18 protein-coding genes are annotated in these 19004 nt (G+C 70.7%); 12 read left to right on the forward strand and 6 right to left on the reverse strand.

Annotated features, from left to right (window positions below):
• Window positions 1–145: 145 nt before the first annotated feature.
• From ACWCPW_RS18005 to ACWCPW_RS18015, 3 genes are all read right to left on the reverse strand, one after another.
• The gene (locus ACWCPW_RS18005; protein WP_449762532.1) at window positions 146–904 is read right to left on the reverse strand and encodes an ABC transporter permease; all 759 of its coding nucleotides are present in this window, start codon (window positions 902–904) and stop codon (window positions 146–148) included.
• Window positions 901–2367, reverse strand: a complete 1467-nt coding sequence (locus tag ACWCPW_RS18010; protein WP_449762533.1) for an ABC transporter permease subunit — start codon at window positions 2365–2367, stop codon at window positions 901–903. The genes ACWCPW_RS18005 and ACWCPW_RS18010 overlap by 4 nt, the downstream gene beginning before the upstream one ends.
• A gap of 74 nt (window positions 2368–2441) precedes the next feature.
• The gene (locus ACWCPW_RS18015; RefSeq protein WP_449762534.1) at window positions 2442–3377 is read right to left on the reverse strand and encodes an ATP-binding cassette domain-containing protein; all 936 of its coding nucleotides are present in this window, start codon (window positions 3375–3377) and stop codon (window positions 2442–2444) included.
• A 172-nt stretch (window positions 3378–3549) separates the two neighbouring features.
• Between ACWCPW_RS18015 and ACWCPW_RS18020 the strand changes: the two genes are divergently transcribed.
• Together ACWCPW_RS18020 and ACWCPW_RS18025 are read left to right on the forward strand one after the other, a co-directional pair.
• A complete protein-coding gene (locus ACWCPW_RS18020) occupies window positions 3550–4215 on the forward strand; it encodes a response regulator transcription factor (RefSeq protein ID WP_449762535.1) in 666 nt (221 codons plus the stop codon).
• Window positions 4212–5360 carry a sensor histidine kinase gene (locus tag ACWCPW_RS18025; RefSeq protein WP_449762536.1) on the forward strand — a complete coding sequence of 383 codons (1149 nt, stop codon included), beginning with the start codon at window positions 4212–4214 and terminating at the stop codon, window positions 5358–5360. Before ACWCPW_RS18020 ends, ACWCPW_RS18025 begins: the two co-directional genes overlap by 4 nt.
• 207 nt (window positions 5361–5567) lie before the next feature.
• On the opposite strand, the gene ACWCPW_RS18030 is transcribed toward ACWCPW_RS18025, so the two are convergent.
• On the reverse strand, window positions 5568–6944 hold the full coding sequence (locus ACWCPW_RS18030; protein ID WP_449762537.1) for a hypothetical protein: 1377 nt from the start codon (window positions 6942–6944) through the stop codon (window positions 5568–5570).
• A gap of 815 nt (window positions 6945–7759) precedes the next feature.
• Here ACWCPW_RS18030 and tmpA point away from each other — a divergent pair.
• The gene (tmpA, locus tag ACWCPW_RS18035) at window positions 7760–8827 is read left to right on the forward strand and encodes a 2-trimethylaminoethylphosphonate dioxygenase (protein WP_449762538.1); all 1068 of its coding nucleotides are present in this window, start codon (window positions 7760–7762) and stop codon (window positions 8825–8827) included.
• Entirely contained in the window at window positions 8824–9393 is a 570-nt protein-coding gene (locus tag ACWCPW_RS18040; protein ID WP_449762539.1) for a phosphonate degradation HD-domain oxygenase, read from the forward strand. Before tmpA ends, ACWCPW_RS18040 begins: the two co-directional genes overlap by 4 nt.
• Window positions 9394–9475: 82 nt before the next feature.
• Here ACWCPW_RS18040 and ACWCPW_RS18045 read toward each other — a convergent pair whose 3' ends face one another.
• On the reverse strand, window positions 9476–10222 hold the full coding sequence (locus ACWCPW_RS18045; RefSeq protein ID WP_449762551.1) for a GntR family transcriptional regulator: 747 nt from the start codon (window positions 10220–10222) through the stop codon (window positions 9476–9478).
• A 210-nt stretch (window positions 10223–10432) separates the two neighbouring features.
• Here ACWCPW_RS18045 and ACWCPW_RS18050 point away from each other — a divergent pair, with 210 nt between their 5' ends.
• The 8 genes from ACWCPW_RS18050 (at window position 10433) to ACWCPW_RS18085 (ending at window position 18144) form a co-directional block, all read left to right on the forward strand.
• Window positions 10433–11614, forward strand: coding sequence for an ABC transporter substrate-binding protein (locus ACWCPW_RS18050; protein ID WP_449762552.1), 1182 nt, complete (start codon window positions 10433–10435; stop codon window positions 11612–11614).
• A complete protein-coding gene (locus tag ACWCPW_RS18055; RefSeq protein ID WP_449762540.1) occupies window positions 11611–12546 on the forward strand; it encodes an ABC transporter permease in 936 nt (311 codons plus the stop codon). Before ACWCPW_RS18050 ends, ACWCPW_RS18055 begins: the two co-directional genes overlap by 4 nt.
• Window positions 12534–13382, forward strand: coding sequence for an ABC transporter permease (locus ACWCPW_RS18060; protein WP_449762541.1), 849 nt, complete (start codon window positions 12534–12536; stop codon window positions 13380–13382). Before ACWCPW_RS18055 ends, ACWCPW_RS18060 begins: the two co-directional genes overlap by 13 nt.
• 2 nt (window positions 13383–13384) lie before the next feature.
• Window positions 13385–14479, forward strand: a complete 1095-nt coding sequence (locus tag ACWCPW_RS18065) for an ABC transporter ATP-binding protein (RefSeq protein WP_449762553.1) — start codon at window positions 13385–13387, stop codon at window positions 14477–14479.
• 143 nt (window positions 14480–14622) lie between these two features.
• Window positions 14623–14808 carry an FAD-dependent monooxygenase gene (locus ACWCPW_RS18070; protein ID WP_449762542.1) on the forward strand — a complete coding sequence of 62 codons (186 nt, stop codon included), beginning with the start codon at window positions 14623–14625 and terminating at the stop codon, window positions 14806–14808.
• Window positions 14809–14963: 155 nt separating this feature from the next.
• Complete coding sequence (locus ACWCPW_RS18075; protein WP_449762543.1) at window positions 14964–16265, forward strand: phosphatase PAP2 family protein; 1302 nt, start codon at window positions 14964–14966, stop codon at window positions 16263–16265.
• 295 nt (window positions 16266–16560) lie between these two features.
• Window positions 16561–17235, forward strand: a complete 675-nt coding sequence (locus tag ACWCPW_RS18080; protein ID WP_449762544.1) for a hypothetical protein — start codon at window positions 16561–16563, stop codon at window positions 17233–17235.
• A gap of 708 nt (window positions 17236–17943) precedes the next feature.
• Window positions 17944–18144: a hypothetical protein gene (locus ACWCPW_RS18085; RefSeq protein ID WP_449762545.1), complete on the forward strand. Its 201-nt coding sequence runs from the start codon at window positions 17944–17946 to the stop codon at window positions 18142–18144.
• 491 nt (window positions 18145–18635) lie between these two features.
• Here the strand turns inward: ACWCPW_RS18085 and ACWCPW_RS18090 are convergent.
• Window positions 18636–19004: ABC transporter permease (locus ACWCPW_RS18090; protein WP_449762546.1), on the reverse strand; the 369-nt coding region annotated here is incomplete at its 5' end.

Consider the following 19004-nt stretch of genomic DNA (forward strand, 5'->3'; position numbering starts at 1 on the left):
TGCGACGAGCCGGCGCCCTACTTCCGCTCGAACGCCGAGCCCACAGCGGATCGCGAGAATTCCGCACCCGTGTCGCCAGGGTGACTCTCGTCCCCGTGGACCGTCACGGCCAAGACCTTCATTCGCCGGACGGCAAAGACACGCCCTAGGCGTCGCGTTCGCGGAGCAGCAGGCCGCCGGCCAGCAGCGCCGCGGCGGCCCACCCGGCGGTCACGCCGAGGCCGGCCCAGGGGCTCATGGGCAGGCTGCCGGGATCGGTGGTGGCCTGGATGGCGAGCCCGGCGCTCATCGGCGCGATCTTGTCGAGAAGGCGCTGCCAGTTCGGGTCGCCGATGGTTCGGGAGATGATCGGGACGATGTACAGCAGGCCGAGGACGACCCCGATGCCGGCGGCGGAGTCCCGAACGGCGGTGGCGACACCGAGGCTCAAAAGGCCGATCAGGATCAGGTAGAGGACCGTCCCGAAGACCGCGCGCAGCGTCGGCCCGTTGGACAGGGACAGGGCACGGTCGCCGAGGTCGGGCAGGACGAGCCGCCCGGCGAGCACCGACCCGAGGACGGCGACTGTTCCGCCGGCGGCCACGAAACCGGTGAGGGTCACGGCCTTGGCGGCGAAGGCGGTGGCTCGCCGCGGCACCGCCGCCAGGGTGGTGCCGATCATCCCCGAGCCGTACTCCCCGCCGATGGCTTGCACTGCCAGGACGGCGACCGGCACCTGGCCGATGTAGACGCCCGCGAGGGTGAGTTCGGTCGGGTCGCCGCCGCAGCCGGCGGCCGTGCAGTTCACCACCGAGGTCGCCACAGTGCTCATGGCCACCGTCGCCGCGACGGTGGCGAGCAGCAGCCATAAAGGGCCGGCGACGGTGCGCATCTTTGTCCATTCCGCGTGCAATGCCGATCTCATGCGTCCCTCCTTTCGAGGAGGACGGCGGCCACGGCCAGGCTTGCCACCGCGTAGCCGGCCAGAACCGCGAACCCGGCCCATGGCGCCGGCGGGTAGTAGCCGTAGTAGGGCGTGTAGTTGCTTGCGACCTGGTCGTAGGGCACAAGCGTCTGCTGGACGGCGAAGGCCGCGCCCGGTGTCACCGTGGCCGCCCCCTTCGACACGCTTGCCGGCACGAAGGGGATGGCGATCAGGATGTAGGGCAGCACGATGGCCACGATGGCCGTGGCGACCGCGCCCGTACCGTGCCGGAAGACGGCGCCGACGCAGAGGGCCAGGACCGAGGCGGTCGCGAGCAGCGCCGCGGTCCCGAGCGCCACCCGCAGTTCGGTCGAGGACGACACCGGGAAGATGTAGACGCCGTTGCCCCGGGCGAGCCGCTCGCCGAGCGGAATCGCGAGGATCGCCCCCACCGACCCGGCGACGAAGGTGACGGACCACAACACGATCGCCTTGGCCACGAGCACCCGGCTCCGCCTCGGACTCGCGGCCAGGGTGAGGTGGATCATCTTGTTCCGGTACTCCTCGGTGACGAACAGTGTCCCCACGACGATCACCGCGATCAGTGCGGCGAACGTGCCGCCGAGAATGTCCCGGAGGTGGCCGCCGGTCGGCAGGCTGTCGCGGACAGCGGGCGCGATGTCGCCGGCACCGGTCACCGTGAACCGGGCGTCGGATCCCGTGAACGAACCCGAGGCGTTCTCCGGGTAGCCGGCGAAACCGGGGGACTCGGCTCCCACCTGACCGCCTGTCCAGTTGCCATCGGCCCAGCCCCCCTGGGTACGAAGATCCCCGAAGGTGGCCGTGGACACGCTGCCGGAGGTGCCCCCGCCGCGCACGGCAGGCGGAGAGGCGACGAACAGCCCGACCTGCGCGGTCGATCCGAGCCCGCTCACCCGCGCGGTGCCCACCTTGGTCCAGTTCGTGCCGTCGGTGGAGGCATAGCCGGTGATCGTGTCGCCCGAGCGGTCCAGCCGCAGCCGCCGGGGGGATTCGGCGGAGACCGGACCGGGAGGGCCGGCCGTGTCGTTGACGTAGCCGTCCTGCATCCGCACGCCGTGGCTGCCGGTGGCCATGATCGCCGCGTAGGGCGACCCCTGGCGGGTGCTCTCCTTGACGATGAGCCCGGCCTTCGCCCACGGTACGACGCCGGGCCGCAGACCCCCGGGGCCCTTGGGGATGCCGCTCTCGAGCGCGGAGACGGAGACCGTGATGCTGCCGTCTCCGGCGAGCGGCCGGTGCACGAAGTAGAAGCTGTCGGTGACCGGCTCACCGCCGGGTCCGATCGGAACGGGCGGTGTGCCCTTGTGGTTGCCGCCGACCCCGACGAGCAGTGCGAACAACACCATCATCAGTGCCGCCGCCACCAGGCCGGTCACCCAGCCCCGGACCGTCCGAAACTTGGTCCATTCCGCGTGCAGCAACAGGAGGAATCCGTGCCTCCCGACGCGTTCGCCGGACCGTTCGCCGGCCCGGTGAGGCGTAACGGCAGGGGCGGTCACCGCGATACCTCCGCGGACGTCGCGGCGCGGAACTCGACCGCGTCGCGGGTGAGTTCCCGGTAGACCTCCTCGAGGGTGGCGCGGTGTGCCGATACCTCGGAGAACGGCACCCCGCTCTCGCCGAGCAGCGCCACGATCCGATCCGCAGGCAGGCCGGAGACGGTGAAGGTGTCACGACCGGTGGCCGCCACGGCAGCGCCGGCCCGCGCGAGCACCCTCATCGCGTGCGTGCCCGCCGTGGTCCGCAAGGCCACCCGGCCCCCGGAGGCGGCCGCGATCAGGTCGGCCACGCCGGCGTCGGCGATGGCCCTGCCGCGCCCGGCCACGACGAGGTGATCGGCGGTGTCCTGCACCTCGCTCATCAGGTGGCTCGACACCAGGACGGCGCGGCCCTGGGCGGCCAGCGACCGCAGGAGGCCGCGCATCCAGACGATGCCGTCGGGGTCCATGCCGTTGAACGGCTCATCGAGCATGACGATCGGCGGGTCCCCGAGCAGCGCCGCCGCGATCCCGAGCCGCACACGCATACCGAGCGAATAGCCGCCGGCCCCGCGCCGGGCCGCCGACGTCAGGCCGACCCGCTCGATCACCTCGTCCACCCGCCGCGCGGCCAGGCCTTGCGAATGCGCCAGCCAGAGCAGGTGGTTGCGAGCACTCCGCCCCGGGTGCAGCGCCGCCGCGTCGAGCAGAGAACCGACGTGGTTCAGCGGGTGCCGAAGGCTGCGGTACGGCTTCCCCTCGACAAGCGCGGTGCCCTCATCGACCGCGTCCAGGCCCAGGATCACCCGCATCGTGGTGGACTTCCCGGCCCCGTTCGGCCCCACGAAGCCGGTCACCACACCCGGACGGACGGCAAAGGACATGCCGTCCAGGGCCAGGACGGTCCCGTACCGCTTGCGCAGTCCGACGACGACGATCCCCGCGGCGCTCATCGCAGCGACCTCACGGTTCGAAATGGATTCATGCCGACGGTTGTACGCGGCACTCCGTCGCAGCCCGGTCGCGGCGGCTGCGACCGGGCTGCGACCCGGGCTCTGGCATCGTTGAAGGCATGACACCTGGACCCGGTGGCCGCCCCGCCCGCGCGACGACCGGCGGTGACCCGTGGTAAGGGTCCTCGTCGCCGAGGACTTCGAGGTTCTCGCCCGCTCCATCGGGACCGGGCTGCGTCGCGAGGGCATGGCCGTCGACGTGGTCCTGGACGGGACCGACGCCCTGGACCGCCTGGCCGTCACCCGCTACGAGGTGGTCATCCTCGACCGCGACCTGCCCGGCGTCCACGGGGACGAGATCTGCCGACGACTGGCCGACGACCGCTCCGACACCCGCGTCCTGATGCTGACCGCGGCCGACACCATCGAAGACCGCGTCGAGGGGCTCGGCCTCGGCGCGGACGACTACCTGCCCAAGCCGTTCGCCTTCGCCGAACTGGTCGCCCGCGTCCGGGCCCTGGCCCGCCGTGCCACTCCGCCGATCCCTCCCACCCTCTCCTGCGGGGACATCACCCTGGACCCGGCTCGCCGGACGGCGTTCCGCGCCGGTCGACGTCTCGAGCTCAGCCCGAAGGAGTTCGCGCTCCTCGAATGCCTGCTCGCCTCACCAGGCCTGGTGCTGCCCGCCGAGGAACTCCTCGAACGAGTCTGGGACGAAGCGGCCGACCCCTTCACATCCGCGGTCAAGCACACCATGCACCGGCTGCGAGCCAAACTCGGCGACCCGCCGGCGATCGAGACCGTCCGCGAAGGCGGCTACCGGATCGGGCCGGCATGACCGAACCCCGGCCGCTGCCCAGACGATCCCTCCAGGTACGGCTCACGCTCTTCTACGCCGCGGGCATCTTCGTCGCCGGAATCGTGGTCCTCGCCATCGTCACCCTCCCCCTGGTCGGCATCCAGTCAACCGCTCCCGCCGACAGCTCGACGCCAGGCACGATCACCGGCACCGGGCGCGGGATCGGCCCACACCAGCTCCTCGTCGGCTCCGTCGTCGCGCTCGCCGTCCTCATCCCCACGGCTCTGACCGCCGGTTGGTTCGTCGCCGGCCGTTTCCTCGGGCCCTTGCGGGCCATCACCGCCACCGCCAAGGCCATCTCCGCCGGGAACCTCCACCAACGTCTCGACCTCGGCGAACCCGCCGACGAGCTGACCGAACTGGGCTTCGTCCTCGACGACCTCTTCGCCCGCCTCCAAGCCTCTTTCGACGCCCACCGACACTTCGTCGCCAACGCCTCCCACGAGCTGCGCACCCCCCTCGCCGGCCTGCGCACCCTCCTCGAAGTCGCCCTCGCCGACCCCGACGCCGACGCCGACACCCTGCGCTCGACCTGCCAGGAAGCCCTCGCCCTCGGCGGATACCAAGAACGGCTCGTCCGCGCACTGCTCGCCCTCGCCACCAGCGAGCGCGGCCTCACCCGCCGGGACACCCTCGACCTCGCCCACGTCGCCACAGGAGTGCTCGCTTCCCGTCGCGACCAAGCAACACGAAACGGCATTCACCTCACCGAACACCTGGCGCCCGCAGTGACGTCCGGGGACCCGAGACTGATCGAAAGCCTCGTCGCCAACCTCATCGACAACGCCATCCGTCACAACCATCCGGGAGGGCACGGCCCAGGCGGGCACGTGGAGATCACCACTCGGACCTTTGGCGCGCAGGCGACCCTCACGGTCACCAACAGCGGGCCGGTCATCCCCGGTGACCAGATCCAGCGCCTCTTCCAACCCTTCCAGAGACTGGCGCCCGACCGTCACAGCCGCCGCGACGGCCTCGGCCTCGGCCTCGCCATCGTCACCGCCGTCGCCCAGGCCCACCACGCCACCCTCGGCACCACCGCACGCCCCGAAGGCGGCCTGGCCATCACCGTACGGTTCGCACACCCATCCCACCCGAGCCCCCCACATGGGAAGGACGGTTAGGGCGTGTCCGCCTCCTTGTGCACGTCCTGGGGTGGTTGCCGAACGCTGGTGCGGTCTATCCGACTTCGACACCGCCGGGCCGTCGACCTGCCGCCCGGAGGGCCTTACGAGGACGCGGTGCGGGGCTGGGCGTGGGAGACGTGGCCGTCGGTGGAAGCACTGCGGCGGCGCGCTCGACGCCTGGATCGTTGCCGTCGTGCCCGTTCGTCATGGGGCCAGCACGTGCCCGGCCGCCATGGCGGAGGCCACGGCGCCACCGGCCACGACGGCCGAAGCCGCGGCAATGGGCAGTCGGCGGGTCCATGCGCGCAGCTTTGCCGACTTGGATGCCTGGGCCAGGAGTGCGTCGCGTCCGCGCAGTACGGCCAGTCCGACGCCGGTGAGGGTCAGGGCCATGCCGACGCCGAAGGCGGCCACCATCAGGAGGGCGACACCGAACCGGCCGGTGAGCAGCCCGGTGAGCAGCACGAGGAACGCGGAGGGGGAGGGGAGCAGGCCGCCGGATGTGCCGAGCAGCACGAGACCGCGTCTGGTGAGCAGCGACTCGGTGGGGATGGTGTGACTGTGACTGTGACTGTGCCCGTGCCCGTGTGTGTGCCCGTACCCATGCCCGTCCTCGTGCCCATGCCCGTCCTCGTGTCCGTGCGCGTGATCGTGCCCGTGCCCGTGCGTGTGGTCGTGTCGGTGGGTGGGGGCGGATCGGTGGTGTCGTAGGAGGTTCACTCCGACGCCGACCACGACGAGTGCGGCGGCCAGTTGGAGCCAGTCCGTCAGGGCGGCGACGTCCGGGGCGCTCTCGGCGGCGAGCCACCACCCGACGGCGAGCGCGGCCACCGAGGCGGTGTGCATCGCCGCGACGATGGCGCCCAGCCACAGCGCGTGTCGCGCTCGGGCGCGACCGCCGAGGAGGAAGCCTGCCGCGAGCATTTTCCCGTGGCCGGGGGCGCAGGCGTGGAAGGCCCCCACGAGCGCGGCGACGAGCAGCGCCAGGGGCAGCGCGGCACGGTGGTCCAGCAGTGCGGCCAGGTCCGTGGTCCAGACGGTGCCACGTCCGTGCGGCGTTGCGGTGTCGACGGAGTGGTCGGCGTTCGAGGGGCCGACGGCGAGTGTGCGCGTCGGCGCGTTCGCGGTGTGCAGGCCGCCGGTGCCGGTCGGGGTCACGGAGATGGTGCGGTATTTCGGGTCGACGTCCGACAGTGCGGTGATGGACAGGCTGATCGTGCCGACCGGGTGGGGGCAGCCGTAGCGCAGTCGGGCGCCGTGGTCGGCAAGGCGTTCGGTGTTTGCCTCGTCGAGTCGGCAGGCCGTTTCTCCCTGGCTCACCTTGATGTGCGCGCCCAGGTATTGGGCCTGGGACACCGCCTGGGCCCGGGCCGTGTCGCCGAGTACGGCCAGATCGTCCGACGCGGCCGACCAGATGACGTCGACGGTCGTGCCCTCGGCCGTGACGCGGGCCACCGGCGGGGTGCCGAAGGGGTGTGCCTGGGCCGTGCCCGCGAGTGCGAGGAGCGCCGTCGGCGCGGCCAGGAGGCCGACGAGTAGAGGACGCAGTGCCCGGAATCGGGCCGCCGCAAGGGATTTCACAGTGACTCTTTCGATCGACGGTGCCCAGCGCGCTGCCTTCCCCGACCGGGGAAGGCAGCCCGCTGGGCGTGCGTGGAGGTGCCTATCGGTGGAGCAGCCCGCTCCGCTTCGGCGGCGCGGAGGTCCGACGTGTCGATGTCGCCGCCTCACACCGGTTCGACATCGCCACATACTCCGGGGTCGCCGGTGACGCCCGATGCGCTGATCGGGCACCGGGCGGTCGGCAGGCCGGACGCACAGGCGCCGGCCTGCTCCGGGGAGCAGGCCACGCTGAACGATCAGCCCCCGCTGGTGGTTCCGTCCTTCGAGGAGACGACGGGTTCGACGTGCTGCGGCGACCCGTGCGCCGATCCGGACCGCACGCCGACTCCCGAATCGAAGACGAGCGGCACAAGACCTCTCTCGGTCACCCCACGAATCCATGTCATGCGGCGGACGCTACTTCTTTGGGCGAATTCCGCGCCGCCTCGCAAAGAGAGTTCCCCCTCAGGACAACGAGAGTTCGCCGCCTGGTCATGTCACGACACAACGCGATCAACACTCTTCACGCAACGTGCGCACATCACCCGAGACGGTCCGGCGAGTGCCGGCCGACGTCGCCGTTGACGACACGGCCACGGCTGCCCCCCCGCTGTCGCACCCCCTCGGGACGCGGCGTGGCCGCCGGTTCGACGGGGCGGCCCGGCCGGGCGGGATGCGCTGTTCATGCCGGCGTCACGCGCTCGTCGCCACGTGCTCACGCAGCCCTGCGACGGTGACCCCGAGGGAAGTTGTACAGACAACTTTGCGCACCCGTTGAGATCAAGGAGACGCCCATGGCTACTGCCCCGGACATCGGCGGCCTGCCCGCCGTGTGGTTGCGGGACAACTGCCCCTGCCCGCTGTGCCGCGACCCGCGAACCGGGCAGAAGCTGTTCCAGATCACCGACCTGCCGCTCGACCCGAGCGTCGCCGAGGTCCGCGAGCACGGCTCGGACGTGGAGATCGTATGGGCACCCGACGGGCACCGGTCCGTCTACGCACGCACGTGGCTCCACGCACCCGCCGAGCCGGATCCCAGGAGCGAGGACGGCAAGTCCTTGTGGGAGGCCGCGGAAATGGACGCGCCGCGCTTCGAGTTCGCCTGGAACGACTACGCGGACGACCCGGCGCCGGCACTGACCGCCGTGCAACGGCTCGGGCTCGCGCTGCTGCGCGGCGTTCCGTGCGTGGAGGGGCAAGTCCTCGCGGTGGCCGCAACGTTCGGTTTCGTTCGCGAGACCAACTACGGTCGGCTCTTCGACGTCCGCGTGGAGGATCGGCCCAACAACCTCGCCTTCACCTCGGTACGGATCACTCCGCACACCGACAACCCGTATCGCGATCCGGTGCCTACCCTGCAACTCCTGCACTGCCTGGCCAACGAGGCCGCCGGCGGCGACTCCGGCTTCGTCGACGGGTTTCGGGCCGCCGCGCTGCTGCGCGCCGAACAGCCGGACGCGTACCGGGCGTTGGTGCGCACATCGGTGCCGTTCGAGTTCCGGGACGCGCACACCCGACTGCGGGCGCACCGGCCGATCATCGGCGCGAACGACACCGGTCGCATCCGCGAGGTGCGCTTCAACAACCGCTCGATGGGCACACTGCGGCTGTCGGCCGACGAACTCGCCGAGTTCTACGCGGCCTATCGCGCCTTCGCCGAGATATTGGCCCGGCCCGAACTGATGCTGACGCGGCGGCTGGAGCCGGGCGATTGCGTGGTGTTCGACAACACCCGGGTCCTGCACGCGCGCACCGCGTTCGACGGTGCGGGCAGGCGTCGCCTTCAAGGCTGTTACGCCGACCTGGACGGTCTGGCAAGCACGTTGGCTGTCCTCGACCACACGACGGGAGAAGCGTCATGACGGACCGTCGGGGGATCGACACGGCCATCCTGGACGAACTCGCCGACCTGTTCGCCGACCAGGGTGCGGGCGAATACCTCGGCGAGGCGGTCAGCATGGCCGAACACATGCTCCAGGCCGGGGCGATCGCCGAGGCCGAGGGCGCGCCCGAGCACCTGATCGCGGCCGCGCTGCTGCACGATATCGGCCACTTCCACGGGCCGCTGACCGGCCGCGACCTGATGGCGGGGGAGGACAACCGGCACAGCCACACCGGCGCGGACCGGCTCGCGCGGCGGTTCGGGCCCGAGGTGACCGAGCCGATCCGGCTGCACGTGGCGGCGAAGCGCTACCTGTGCGCCGCCGAGCCGGGCTACGCGGCGCGTCTGTCGGACGCGTCCGTGTACACGCTCGGTGTGCAGGGCGGCCCGATGGGCGAGGCCGAGGCACAGGCGTTCGCGGCAGGGCCGTACGCGGTCGACGCGGTGCGGGTGCGGCGCTGGGACGAGGCGGCCAAGGACGCCGATGCGCGCGTCCCGGACTTCGCCCACTTCCGGCCGCTGCTGACCCGGATCCTGCTGCCGTGAACCGTCGGCCCGGCGTGCGCGCCCCCAAGCGCCGGCCGGGCCGATGATGCGCCCGCGGCCGGATCGTCCGCAGTCGGCTCGGTCAGCCGCGCCGACGGGACAGCGCCGTCGTGGCCACCGAGTTGTGCACCGTGAAGGCCACGGTGCCCGGGAGGTAACGATCCTGCGACCACTCCACGGGCACGCCCGTCGGGTCCGTCGTGCGGCGCCTCTCGCGCAGCAGCGACGTGCCCGGCGGGCAACCCAGCAGGCGGGCGTCCTCCGCGTCGGCCGGCCACTGATCGATCGTGTGGTCGGCGTCGGTGAACAACACGCCCAACTCCTCCAGCGGCTCGGTATGCGAGACCGCGTCGACCGGGAAGCCCCGCACCAAGGCCCCGATCCGCTCGGGGTAGACCGTGCGCTCGATCATCACCGGCACCCGCGAGAGCGTCCGCAGCCGCAGCACCCGGTACACCCGTGCCCCCGGTTCCAGGGCCAACTGCGCGCACTCGCCCGGATCGCCTGCCGCCGGCTCCACCGCCACGGTCCGCCCGCCGGGCTCCTCGCCGATCGAGCGCGCCCAGCGGGTGAAGCTGAGCAGTTCGGCGAAACTCTGCGTCCGGGCGGCCCCCAGGACCACCCGACGGGTGCCGCGTCGCGATGTGACCATCCCGTCCGCGCGCAATACCGCCAGTGCGTGGCGCACCGTGCCGCGGGAGACGCCGTAGTGCTGCGCGAGGTCGCCCTCGGCGGGCAACCGGCCGCCCGAGCCGTATCTGCCGGTGGTGATCGCCTCGCGCAGATCGGCCGCGACCTGCCGATACCGCGCCTCGCCCTGAACCCCCATCGTCACCCCCCGAATTCCCATGCCGGGACGTCCGGCCGTGGCGACCCTACCCGTTCGTCGGGAGCCCGCCGGGCCGCACGCCCATTTCCCGGGAACCTCGCACGCCCGTGCCGCTGCGTTCACGTCGCGGACATCGGGGTCGGGCGTACTTGACCAAGTTGTACAGCCAACTCCGGCACCCCTCCCAAGCTCCTGGAGAACCCCGTGACAGTGCTCCGCGTTCGTGCGACCGGACTGGTCGCCGGCCTTGCCGTGGCCGCGCTCACCCTGAGCGCGTGCGGCTCGGCGTCCGACAAGAAGCCCGCGGCCGGCACGTCCGCCGCGCCGGGCGCATCCGCCGGAGCCAAGGACGCGGCATCGGCCACGTCCGTCCAGGACTTCGGCGGCATGGAGGCGCTGGTGGCCGCCGCGAAGAAGGAAGGCCGGCTCAACGCGATCGCGCTGCCCCGCGACTGGGCCAACTACGGCGCGCTGATCGACGCCTTCCAGGCGAAGTACGGCATCAAGGTCGAGGTCGAGAACCCCGACGGGACCTCCCAGGACGAGATCAACGCGGTGACCCAGCGCAAGGGCCAGGACCGCTCGCCCGACGTGGTGGACCTGGGCAACGCGTTCGCGCTCAGCGCCGCGAAGCAGGATCTGCTCGCGCCGTACAAGGTCGCCGCGTTCGACAGGATCCCCGAGCCGCAGAAGGACGCCCAGGGCCGCTGGTTCAACGACTACGGCGGCTACATCTCGATCGGCTGCGACGCCGCGCGGATCAAGGAGTGTCCCAAGACGTTCGCCGACCTGCTCAAGCCGCAGTACAAGGGCCAGGTCGCGCTCAACGGCAACCCGACCAAGTCCGGCTCGGCGTTCGGTGGCGTGTACGCGGCGGCCCTCGCGGGCGGCGGCTCGTTCGACGACATCCAGCCCGGTCTGGACTTCTTCGCCAAGCTCAAGAAGAACGGCAACTTCAACCCGGTCGAGTCGACCCCGGCCACCGTGCAAAAGGGCGAGACGCCGATCAGCATCGACTGGGACTACCTCAACGCGGGCTACGCGGACGAGTTCAAGTCCAAGGGTGTCGACTGGCAGGTGAACATCCCCGCCGACGGCGTCTACGCGCAGTACTACTCGCAGGCGATCGTGAAGTGGGCACCGCACCCGGCCGCCGCGCGCTTGTGGCAGGAATTCCTGTACGGCCCCGAGGGCCAGAACCTGTGGCTCAAGGGCTATGCCCGCCCGGCCCTGATGGGCGCCATGAAGGAGGCCGGCACGCTGGACGCCGGCTTCGCGGCGAAGCTGCCCGCGGTGCCCGGCGCCGGCGCCCCGGTCTTCCCGACCCCGGACCAGGTCGACAAGGCCAAGAAGGTCCTCACCGGTGGCTGGGGCCAGGCAGTCGCCGGATGAGTACCGACCTCTCCGACGCCGGCGCCCCCGCCGCGGTCCGGATCGCGCCTCCACTCGCCTCGCGCGAGCGGAGCGCGGCCCGGCCCCGGCGGCGGCACGCCCCGCACTGGCTCGGCGTCGCGCCGCTGCTGCTGTTCGCCGCCGTGGTCTTCGGCGTACCCACGGCCGCGATGGTCTTCGGCGCCTTCACCACACCCGCCACCGCCCCCGAAGGGGTCCAGGCCACCGGCGCCAACATGTCCGCGTCCGTGCGGGGCGCCTACCTGACCGCGCTGATCGGCAGCGTGAAGCTGTCCGCGGTCACCGCGCTGATCGCCACCGGATGTGCGCTGCCGATCGCGTACACCGTGGTGACCGCACGCTTTCGCTTCGTCCGCGAGGCCGTACTGACCGCGTCCGGCGTGCTCGCCAACTTCGGCGGGGTCGCGCTCGCGTTCGCGTTCGTGGCCACGCTCGGCAACGCCGGCGTGGTGACCGGCAGATTCGACCTGACCGAGCACGGCTGGAGCCTCTACAGCTTCACCGGACTGTCCGTGGTCTACCTCTACTTCCTGATCCCGCTCATGGTGCTCATCCTCACCCCCTCCCTCGACGGACTGCGCACGCAGTGGCGCGAGGCGGCACGCAACAACGGGGCCAACGTGCTCCGCTACTGGGTGCACGTCGCGTTGCCGATCCTGACCCCCGCGCTGCTCGGCGGATTCGTGCTGCTCTTCGGCTCGGCGTTCGCCGCCTACGCGACGGCCGCCGCGATGGTCGGCAGTTCCGTGCCGTTGGTGACGATGCAGATCGCCGACGCACTGTCCGGCAACGTCCTGGTCGACCAGGGCAACGTGGCGCTCGCGCTCAGCCTGGACATGGTCGTGGTGGCCGGCCTGGTCACCGCCGTTCATCTGCCCCTTCAGCGCCGGAGTGCCCGATGGCTCGACTAGCCGTACCGCGCGGCCGGATCCGCTGGTCGCGGGCCGTCGTCCTGGTGATCGCCGGGACGTACTTCCTGCTGCCGATGGTGTGTTCGGTGGTCTTCAGCGTCGACGTGCCCGGCCAGGGCATCACCTTCGACGCGTACACCGGGATCCTGGGAGCCGACGGCTTCCTGGAGAGCCTCACGCTCACCCTCGAACTGGCCGCCGCCACCGTGGCGTTGGTGTTGCTGCTGCTGGTACCCGCGCTGATCACCGTACGGTTGACCGCGCCGCGGCTGCGCTGGGTGGTCGAGGTGGTGTGCTCACTGCCGCTGGTGGTACCCGCCATCGCGCTGGTCGCCGGGATCGGCACGGTGCTGCGCTGGGGCCCGGACCACCTGACCGACACCCCGTTGTACGACACGTTCATCGCCATCCAGGATCCGGACTTCCCCGTCGTACTCGTGCTCGCCTACACGCTGATGGCGCTGCCGCTGGCGTATCGCGCGCTCGACGGCGGGCTCGCCGCGATCGACTTGAAAGTACTGGTCGAGGCGGCGCGCGCATGCGGCGCGAACCTGCCGCGCGCGGTGCTCCGGGTGGTCCTGCCGAACCTGCGCGGCGCACTGCTCAACACCACGTTCCTGACCCTGGCGCTCGTGCTCGGCGAGTACACCGTGGCCGCGATCCTGGGCTACCGCCCCTTCGCGGTGTGGATCGTCGGCATCGGCGGCTCGCAGGCCGAGATGTCGGTCGCCGTGTCGGTGATCGGCCTGCTCGTCACCTGGGTACTGCTGCTCGCACTCGCCACCGCCGGCCGGCCGCGCAGCGCCCGGACGAAAACCCCTTCGGAGACCTCGTGACCATGACGTTCGACCAACCCGAGCTCCTTGCCGAGACCGGCAGGCAGACCGGTGCCATCGTCGAATTCCGGGACCTGAAGCGCTCCTTCGGCAACGTGCGGGCCCTGGCCGGCCTGGACCTGACGGTCGGCCGGGGCGAACTGCTCGCCCTCCTGGGCCCGTCCGGATGCGGCAAGACCACCGCACTGCGCGTGGTCGCGGGCTTCGAACATCCCGACGAGGGCGTGGTGCTCGTCGACGGCGAGGACATCACCCGTGTCCCCGCGCACCGACGCGACGCGGGCATGGTCTTCCAGTCGTACAGCCTCTTCCCGCACCTGAGCGCGCTGGACAACATCGCGTTCGGTCCGCGGATGCGCGGTGTGGGTCGCGCCGAGCGGCGCGCCCGCGCCGGTGAACTCCTGGACCTGATCGGCCTGCCGGACCAGGCCGACCGGTATCCGCACCAACTCTCCGGCGGCCAACAGCAGCGCATCGCACTGGCCCGGGCTCTCGCGCTGCGCCCGCGCGTGCTGCTCCTCGACGAGCCGCTGTCGGCACTGGACGCGCGCGTGCGGTCGACCCTGCGCGACGAGATCAGGCGACTCCAACAGGAACTCGGCATCACCACACTGTTCGTGACACACGATCAGGAGGAGGCGCTCTCCCTCGCCGACCGGGTCGCGGTGATGAACGCGGGCCGACTCGAACAGTGCGCCCCGCCGGCCGAGCTGTACGCCCGTCCAGCGACCGCGTTCGTCGCCGAATTCGTCGGTGTGATGAGCCGCATTCCCGCCCACGCCGACGGCGCGGTGGTCCGCGTCCTCGGCCGCACCCTGCCGATCGACGGCGAGGGCGTGCACGGCGACGTGGACGTGCTCGTGCGCCCGGAGTCGATCGAGGTGGCGGCCGCGGCGGACGGCTCGGCGCAGGTGCTCGGCGCTGCCTTCCTGGGCGCGGTCACCCGCCTGAGCGTGCGCCCGGCCGCCGGCGCGACGGTCAAGGTCGACGTCCCCTCGCACACGGCGAGCACGCTCCCGGTGGGATCACGCGTCGAACTCGCCTTGCCGGACCGGCCCGTGCTGGTCGCGCCCCGCAAGGAACCGGCCCAGTCGTAGGGCCGCGCGGTAGGGCCGCGCGGTAGGGCTCGGTGGATCGTGCGGGGATCGGGTGGCGGGTTCGGCCCGCCGGGATGGGGCCGGGCCTCGGCAGCGGGATCGCCAGGATTCCTTCGCCGACTCGCAGCATTTCCGCTATCCGGGTGGTCAAGCCCGGTGAGCGCTGGGCGTCCGGCCCGGTCACGCTGCTCGGCGACGCGATCCACGCCGGCTCCCCGACCGGCGGCAACGCCGCGAACACCGCGCTGCGCGATTGCGATCGACCGGACCCGTCCGGTCGTGGACAAAACGTGATGAACAGCCTGGGATCTGCAACTGATGTGCGTTGAACACCCCCAAGAACCCGGGGTAGGCCGTGGACGTGATAATGGAGCGCGGCTTCGGCGCGCTGGTGGACTTTGATCTGTTACTAGAATCTAACAAATTGGCCAAGTAATTGACATTCATAATACCGCGAATATTTTCGCGAATAAGTCGCAGAACCATGGTCGCCGTGCAGCGCCGGCCGCAGGCGATTCGGTGGGCCGCAGTGGGTGTGGCGGTCCTCGGATTTCTCGTCACCATGGAGGCGTTCGCACGTGGCTACGGCCTACCGGGGCCGATCACCGGCCAGGCGCGCGAGGTGATATTCGCTCCCCGTTCGGGGCAGCTGCTGTATGCCGGTTTGACGTTGATGATGGTGGTGCTCACCTGGCGGCAACGGTTTATCGCGGTGAGTGCGGCAATCGGCATCGACATCGCCTTCTGGCTGGTGCGGTGGGTGGTCGACGCCAGGATGAACTACGGCAACGGCGCGTTGTGGGTGATTTTTGGCTGTGCGGTCTTTGCTCTCACGCGCCGCACCGGCCGGGAACGCGTCCTGATGCTGAAGGGCGCCGGACTGGGACTGCTGCTGGTGGCAGGCCACAAGACCGGCGCCACCTGGCTGCTCATCACGTCGGAGACCCGCCCGGCCGTGCTCGACCAGTACGTGGCGACCGCCGATCACGCGCTGGGTGACCCGTCGTGGCTGGCCGGCCGGATGGTCGCGGCCACCGACCCGATCAGCTCCGAGGTCCTCGGCACCGTCTATGGTCAGCTTCCGCTGGCAGCGGCCATCGTTGCGCTGTACCAACTGCGAAACGTAGTGGTCGAGCGCCGCTTCCCGGGCCATCACCTGGTGCGCACCTTCCTGGCCATCGGCCTGCTCGGGCCGAGCATCTACATGCTCTTCCCGGTGGTCGGACCGGTCTTCGCCTACGGCCCCGACGGGGGGACCTGGGCACTGGCCGACCTGTGGCCGAACACGCGGCCGTCGATCAGTACGCCAGTCTCGATGCAGTTCGACGAGATCACTCCTCGCAACTGCATGCCCAGCCTGCACACAGCGTGGGCTACCATAATTTTCGTTCACTCTCGCAAGGGCTCGCGGTTTATCCGATTCGCAGGAACGTTCTGGCTGATTGCCACGCTCGCGGCCACGCTGGGATTCGGCTACCACTACGGCGTGGACCTCGTGGCCGGTGTGGTTTTCGCGCTCACGATCGAGACTGCGATGCGCTCGCTCGACCGTGGCTGGGACTGGCAAGGAATCCGTCTGGTCATCTACGGCGCGACGGTTTTCGCGGTGCTCCTGGTGTCGTACCGCTATCTGCCGATGGAAATGGCCAGGTATCCGTGGGTGTTCGGACCACTGCTTATTCTGGCGATGACCTCGGTCATCTACGCCTACGTGCGGACCACCAATGCGTGGGACCCGAAGGCCGCACCGGCGGAGCAACCGGAACCGCAACTCCAACCGGCGTGATCGCCGTGCGCCCGGTCACGTCACCACCGACCGTGTGCTCAGCCGTTGTTGCACGGCCCCTGGACGATTGATCCAAGGGATCCCCGCGGGCATGAGGTGAGGGTGTCCGGTCTCGGTGTGCGAACACGGAGACCGGACGCCCTCGCTGCCGCACTCTCCGTGCGGGCGCGGGTGTGGGTGTGGGTGTGGATCGACGATTGCTACGCCCAGACCCGTCTTGAGCCAATGTCCCCCATGGCCGCGACACCGGCATACGCCCGCCGAGTCCAGTGGCGTTCGGGCGGAGCCAAGTTGGTTGGTCGAACGCGCAGGCGATACTGAGGTTATGTTGCCCGAACCGGAAGTCGAGCCCCAGCCCTCGGAGTACGCGGTCGCGATCGACCACGCCTGGCTGGCGCGTTCACGGGCCAAGATCCTGCGCGCCCATCGCGCGGGCGCCTGGGTCACGCTGTCCGGCGGGGCGCTCATCGTCATGATGCCCCTCGTGGCTGTTCTCGGCCTTGGGCTCCCGTTCGCGGCCGTGTATCCGTTGCTGCTGTCCTGGGTCTCCGGGCCGTTGCTGATCGTTGCCGGGCGGTCGCAGCTCCTCGAGGTGCGGCGTCGACGCGCGACGTGGGAGGCGAACGGGCTTCCTCCGGTGGCGATGCGCATGTCGGCCGAGGGTGTGTGGTGCACGACCAACTCGCTTCTCGGGCCGTTCCTGGTGCCGTGGTCGGCGCTCGCGGGTGTTCGCCTTGTGCGTCGATTCGGTCGGTCGGGGCTCGTGCTGGATCTCGCCGCCGGGGTCACCGCGACCTCGCCGGGAGTCGTCGTGGAACTTCCCGCCGGCGCACGCGAGCGCCGCGCCAGAGCCAGGATGTTCCGCGCCAAGGGCATGCTGGGAATTCCGGAGAAGGCGCTCCGTTCGCCGATCTCGGACATCGACCAGGCATTCGCTCGGTTCACCGAGGGCCGAGTGCGAGTCCGTTGACCCGCCGCGAGCCAGTCGTGGATGTCACCCGGTTGCTCGTTCGGGGCGGTGGCAACGGCCGTGACACGTTTGCCGTCCGGCGTCGGAACTTCCACCCACGACGCAGGATCCGCATCGGGCTCGACGACATGCCCACGGGAGACACCACTGCCGTCGGGCAGGCTGCGCCGGGGCGCCCGCTGCACGCCCGGTGGGAAGTGCATCCGGACCGAACAGTGCGTGCCTGTCACCGGATCACGCCGGCCGTTGCCGTTGCCGTAGCCAGGACAAGACCAGACCACCGTCGGCAACCCCGGGGCCTTGGCGGGGGCGACGACAGGTCTACGCGGCTCTGCGCGGCCGCGGGTTACCCGGCCGTTACCCGAAACGGTTATCCGGTGGTAACGCGAACTCGCGTATAAACAGGAGGTGTTGACGGTTCAAGTCCGCCAACCCGGACCATTCGCCGTTCGCTCCCACGCCTTCCCGGTTCGACCCCCCACGCCTTCCCACTTCCCGCGACCCGAAGAGAGCAACAGCGCACGGTGATCGAGATCGGCCTGGTCGACCCGCACTCGCCACAGGACATCGTCGAGACGCGCGAACAATCGTCGAGGCGCACGAACAGTTGCCGGCACCGAATCGGCGCAACGAGCGCCTGATCGACGGGCTGCCGAACCTGGCGGTGAGCGAGCGCGGCAACGTCCAGACCCATCCGAAAGGTTCGACATGGCCATACCTCTGCTGCTGACCCGCCGCCTCGCGGCCCCCACCGGCGGTCCGCCTCCGCTGCCGGACCACCACTACGACCCCGACCTGTGCGCGAACGTCGTCGCCGACGGCACCCTGCTCGTCCGCACAGCGGACCCGGATCTGGTCGCGGACTACACCTCCACCCAGGAGCCCTCCGGGCTCAAGGCAGATGACTGACCCCACCCCACCGTCGTGGTCGTGGCCGCCGAGACCGACCTGACCGCCGACCTGGTGGTGTCACACCTCGACGGCCACGCCACCGTCCGGCGTCTGGACCCCGGCCGCCTGGACAGGGAGTTCCAGGCGACCGCGATCCGGCCGTCGCACGCGCCTTCATCGAGGAGCGCGACGACCTGGTGGTGGTCAAGGCGCTCACCCAGCGCCACACCACATTCGTCCCCACCACCCGCCTGTGCCGCATCGACGACCTGAGCGCGATCGCCGGCACGATCCACTGCCTCCAAGCCCTGATCGGCGAACGACGATTCGATGCCCGGGTGACCGTTGTCGACGACCGAGTGTTCACGGCGTCGATCACCACCGACGGCCACCTCGACTGGCGCACCGCCGGCACCGCCTGCCGGTACACGCCCGTCACGGCGCCCTCCGACATCGAAGCCTCCTGCGTCGAGCACGTGCGCGACCTCGGACCCACCTCACGCTCGCCCTCAGCCCGAACTCAGCGCCTCGGTCGGTGGCAGTCGTGCCGCGCGGCCGGCCGGGTACAGGCCGGCGAGTGCGCCGATCGCGACCGATGCCGCGACGCCGCCCAGGATGGCCGGCCACGGCAGTACCAGTGGCCATCCCTGGGCGTGGGCGTAGCCGCTGGTGACGATCAACCCGAGCAGTACGCCGGCGACGCCGCCCATGCCGGACAGTGTCACCGCCTCGGTGAGGAATTGGAGGCGGATCTGGCCGCGTCCGGCGCCCAGGGCTCGGCGTAGTCCGATTTCCTGGCGGCGTTCGAGGACGGAGATGACCATGGTGTTGGCCACTCCGACCCCGCCGACCAGGAGGGCGACCGCGCCCAGGCCGAC

Source organism: Embleya sp. NPDC001921 (assembly GCF_053594475.1).

Coding starts and splice junctions, on each gene's coding strand:
- ACWCPW_RS18005 (WP_449762532.1), bottom strand. CDS start 904: ATGAGATCGGCATTGCACGCGGAATGGACAAAGATGCGCACCGTCGCC.
- ACWCPW_RS18015 (WP_449762534.1), bottom strand. CDS start 3,377: ATGAGCGCCGCGGGGATCGTCGTCGTCGGACTGCGCAAGCGGTACGGG.
- ACWCPW_RS18025 (WP_449762536.1), top strand. CDS start 4,212: ATGACCGAACCCCGGCCGCTGCCCAGACGATCCCTCCAGGTACGGCTC.
- tmpA (WP_449762538.1), top strand. CDS start 7,760: ATGGCTACTGCCCCGGACATCGGCGGCCTGCCCGCCGTGTGGTTGCGG.
- ACWCPW_RS18040 (WP_449762539.1), top strand. CDS start 8,824: ATGACGGACCGTCGGGGGATCGACACGGCCATCCTGGACGAACTCGCC.
- ACWCPW_RS18045 (WP_449762551.1), bottom strand. CDS start 10,222: ATGGGGGTTCAGGGCGAGGCGCGGTATCGGCAGGTCGCGGCCGATCTG.
- ACWCPW_RS18055 (WP_449762540.1), top strand. CDS start 11,611: ATGAGTACCGACCTCTCCGACGCCGGCGCCCCCGCCGCGGTCCGGATC.
- ACWCPW_RS18060 (WP_449762541.1), top strand. CDS start 12,534: ATGGCTCGACTAGCCGTACCGCGCGGCCGGATCCGCTGGTCGCGGGCC.
- ACWCPW_RS18065 (WP_449762553.1), top strand. CDS start 13,385: ATGACGTTCGACCAACCCGAGCTCCTTGCCGAGACCGGCAGGCAGACC.
- ACWCPW_RS18075 (WP_449762543.1), top strand. CDS start 14,964: ATGGTCGCCGTGCAGCGCCGGCCGCAGGCGATTCGGTGGGCCGCAGTG.
- ACWCPW_RS18085 (WP_449762545.1), top strand. CDS start 17,944: ATGGCCATACCTCTGCTGCTGACCCGCCGCCTCGCGGCCCCCACCGGC.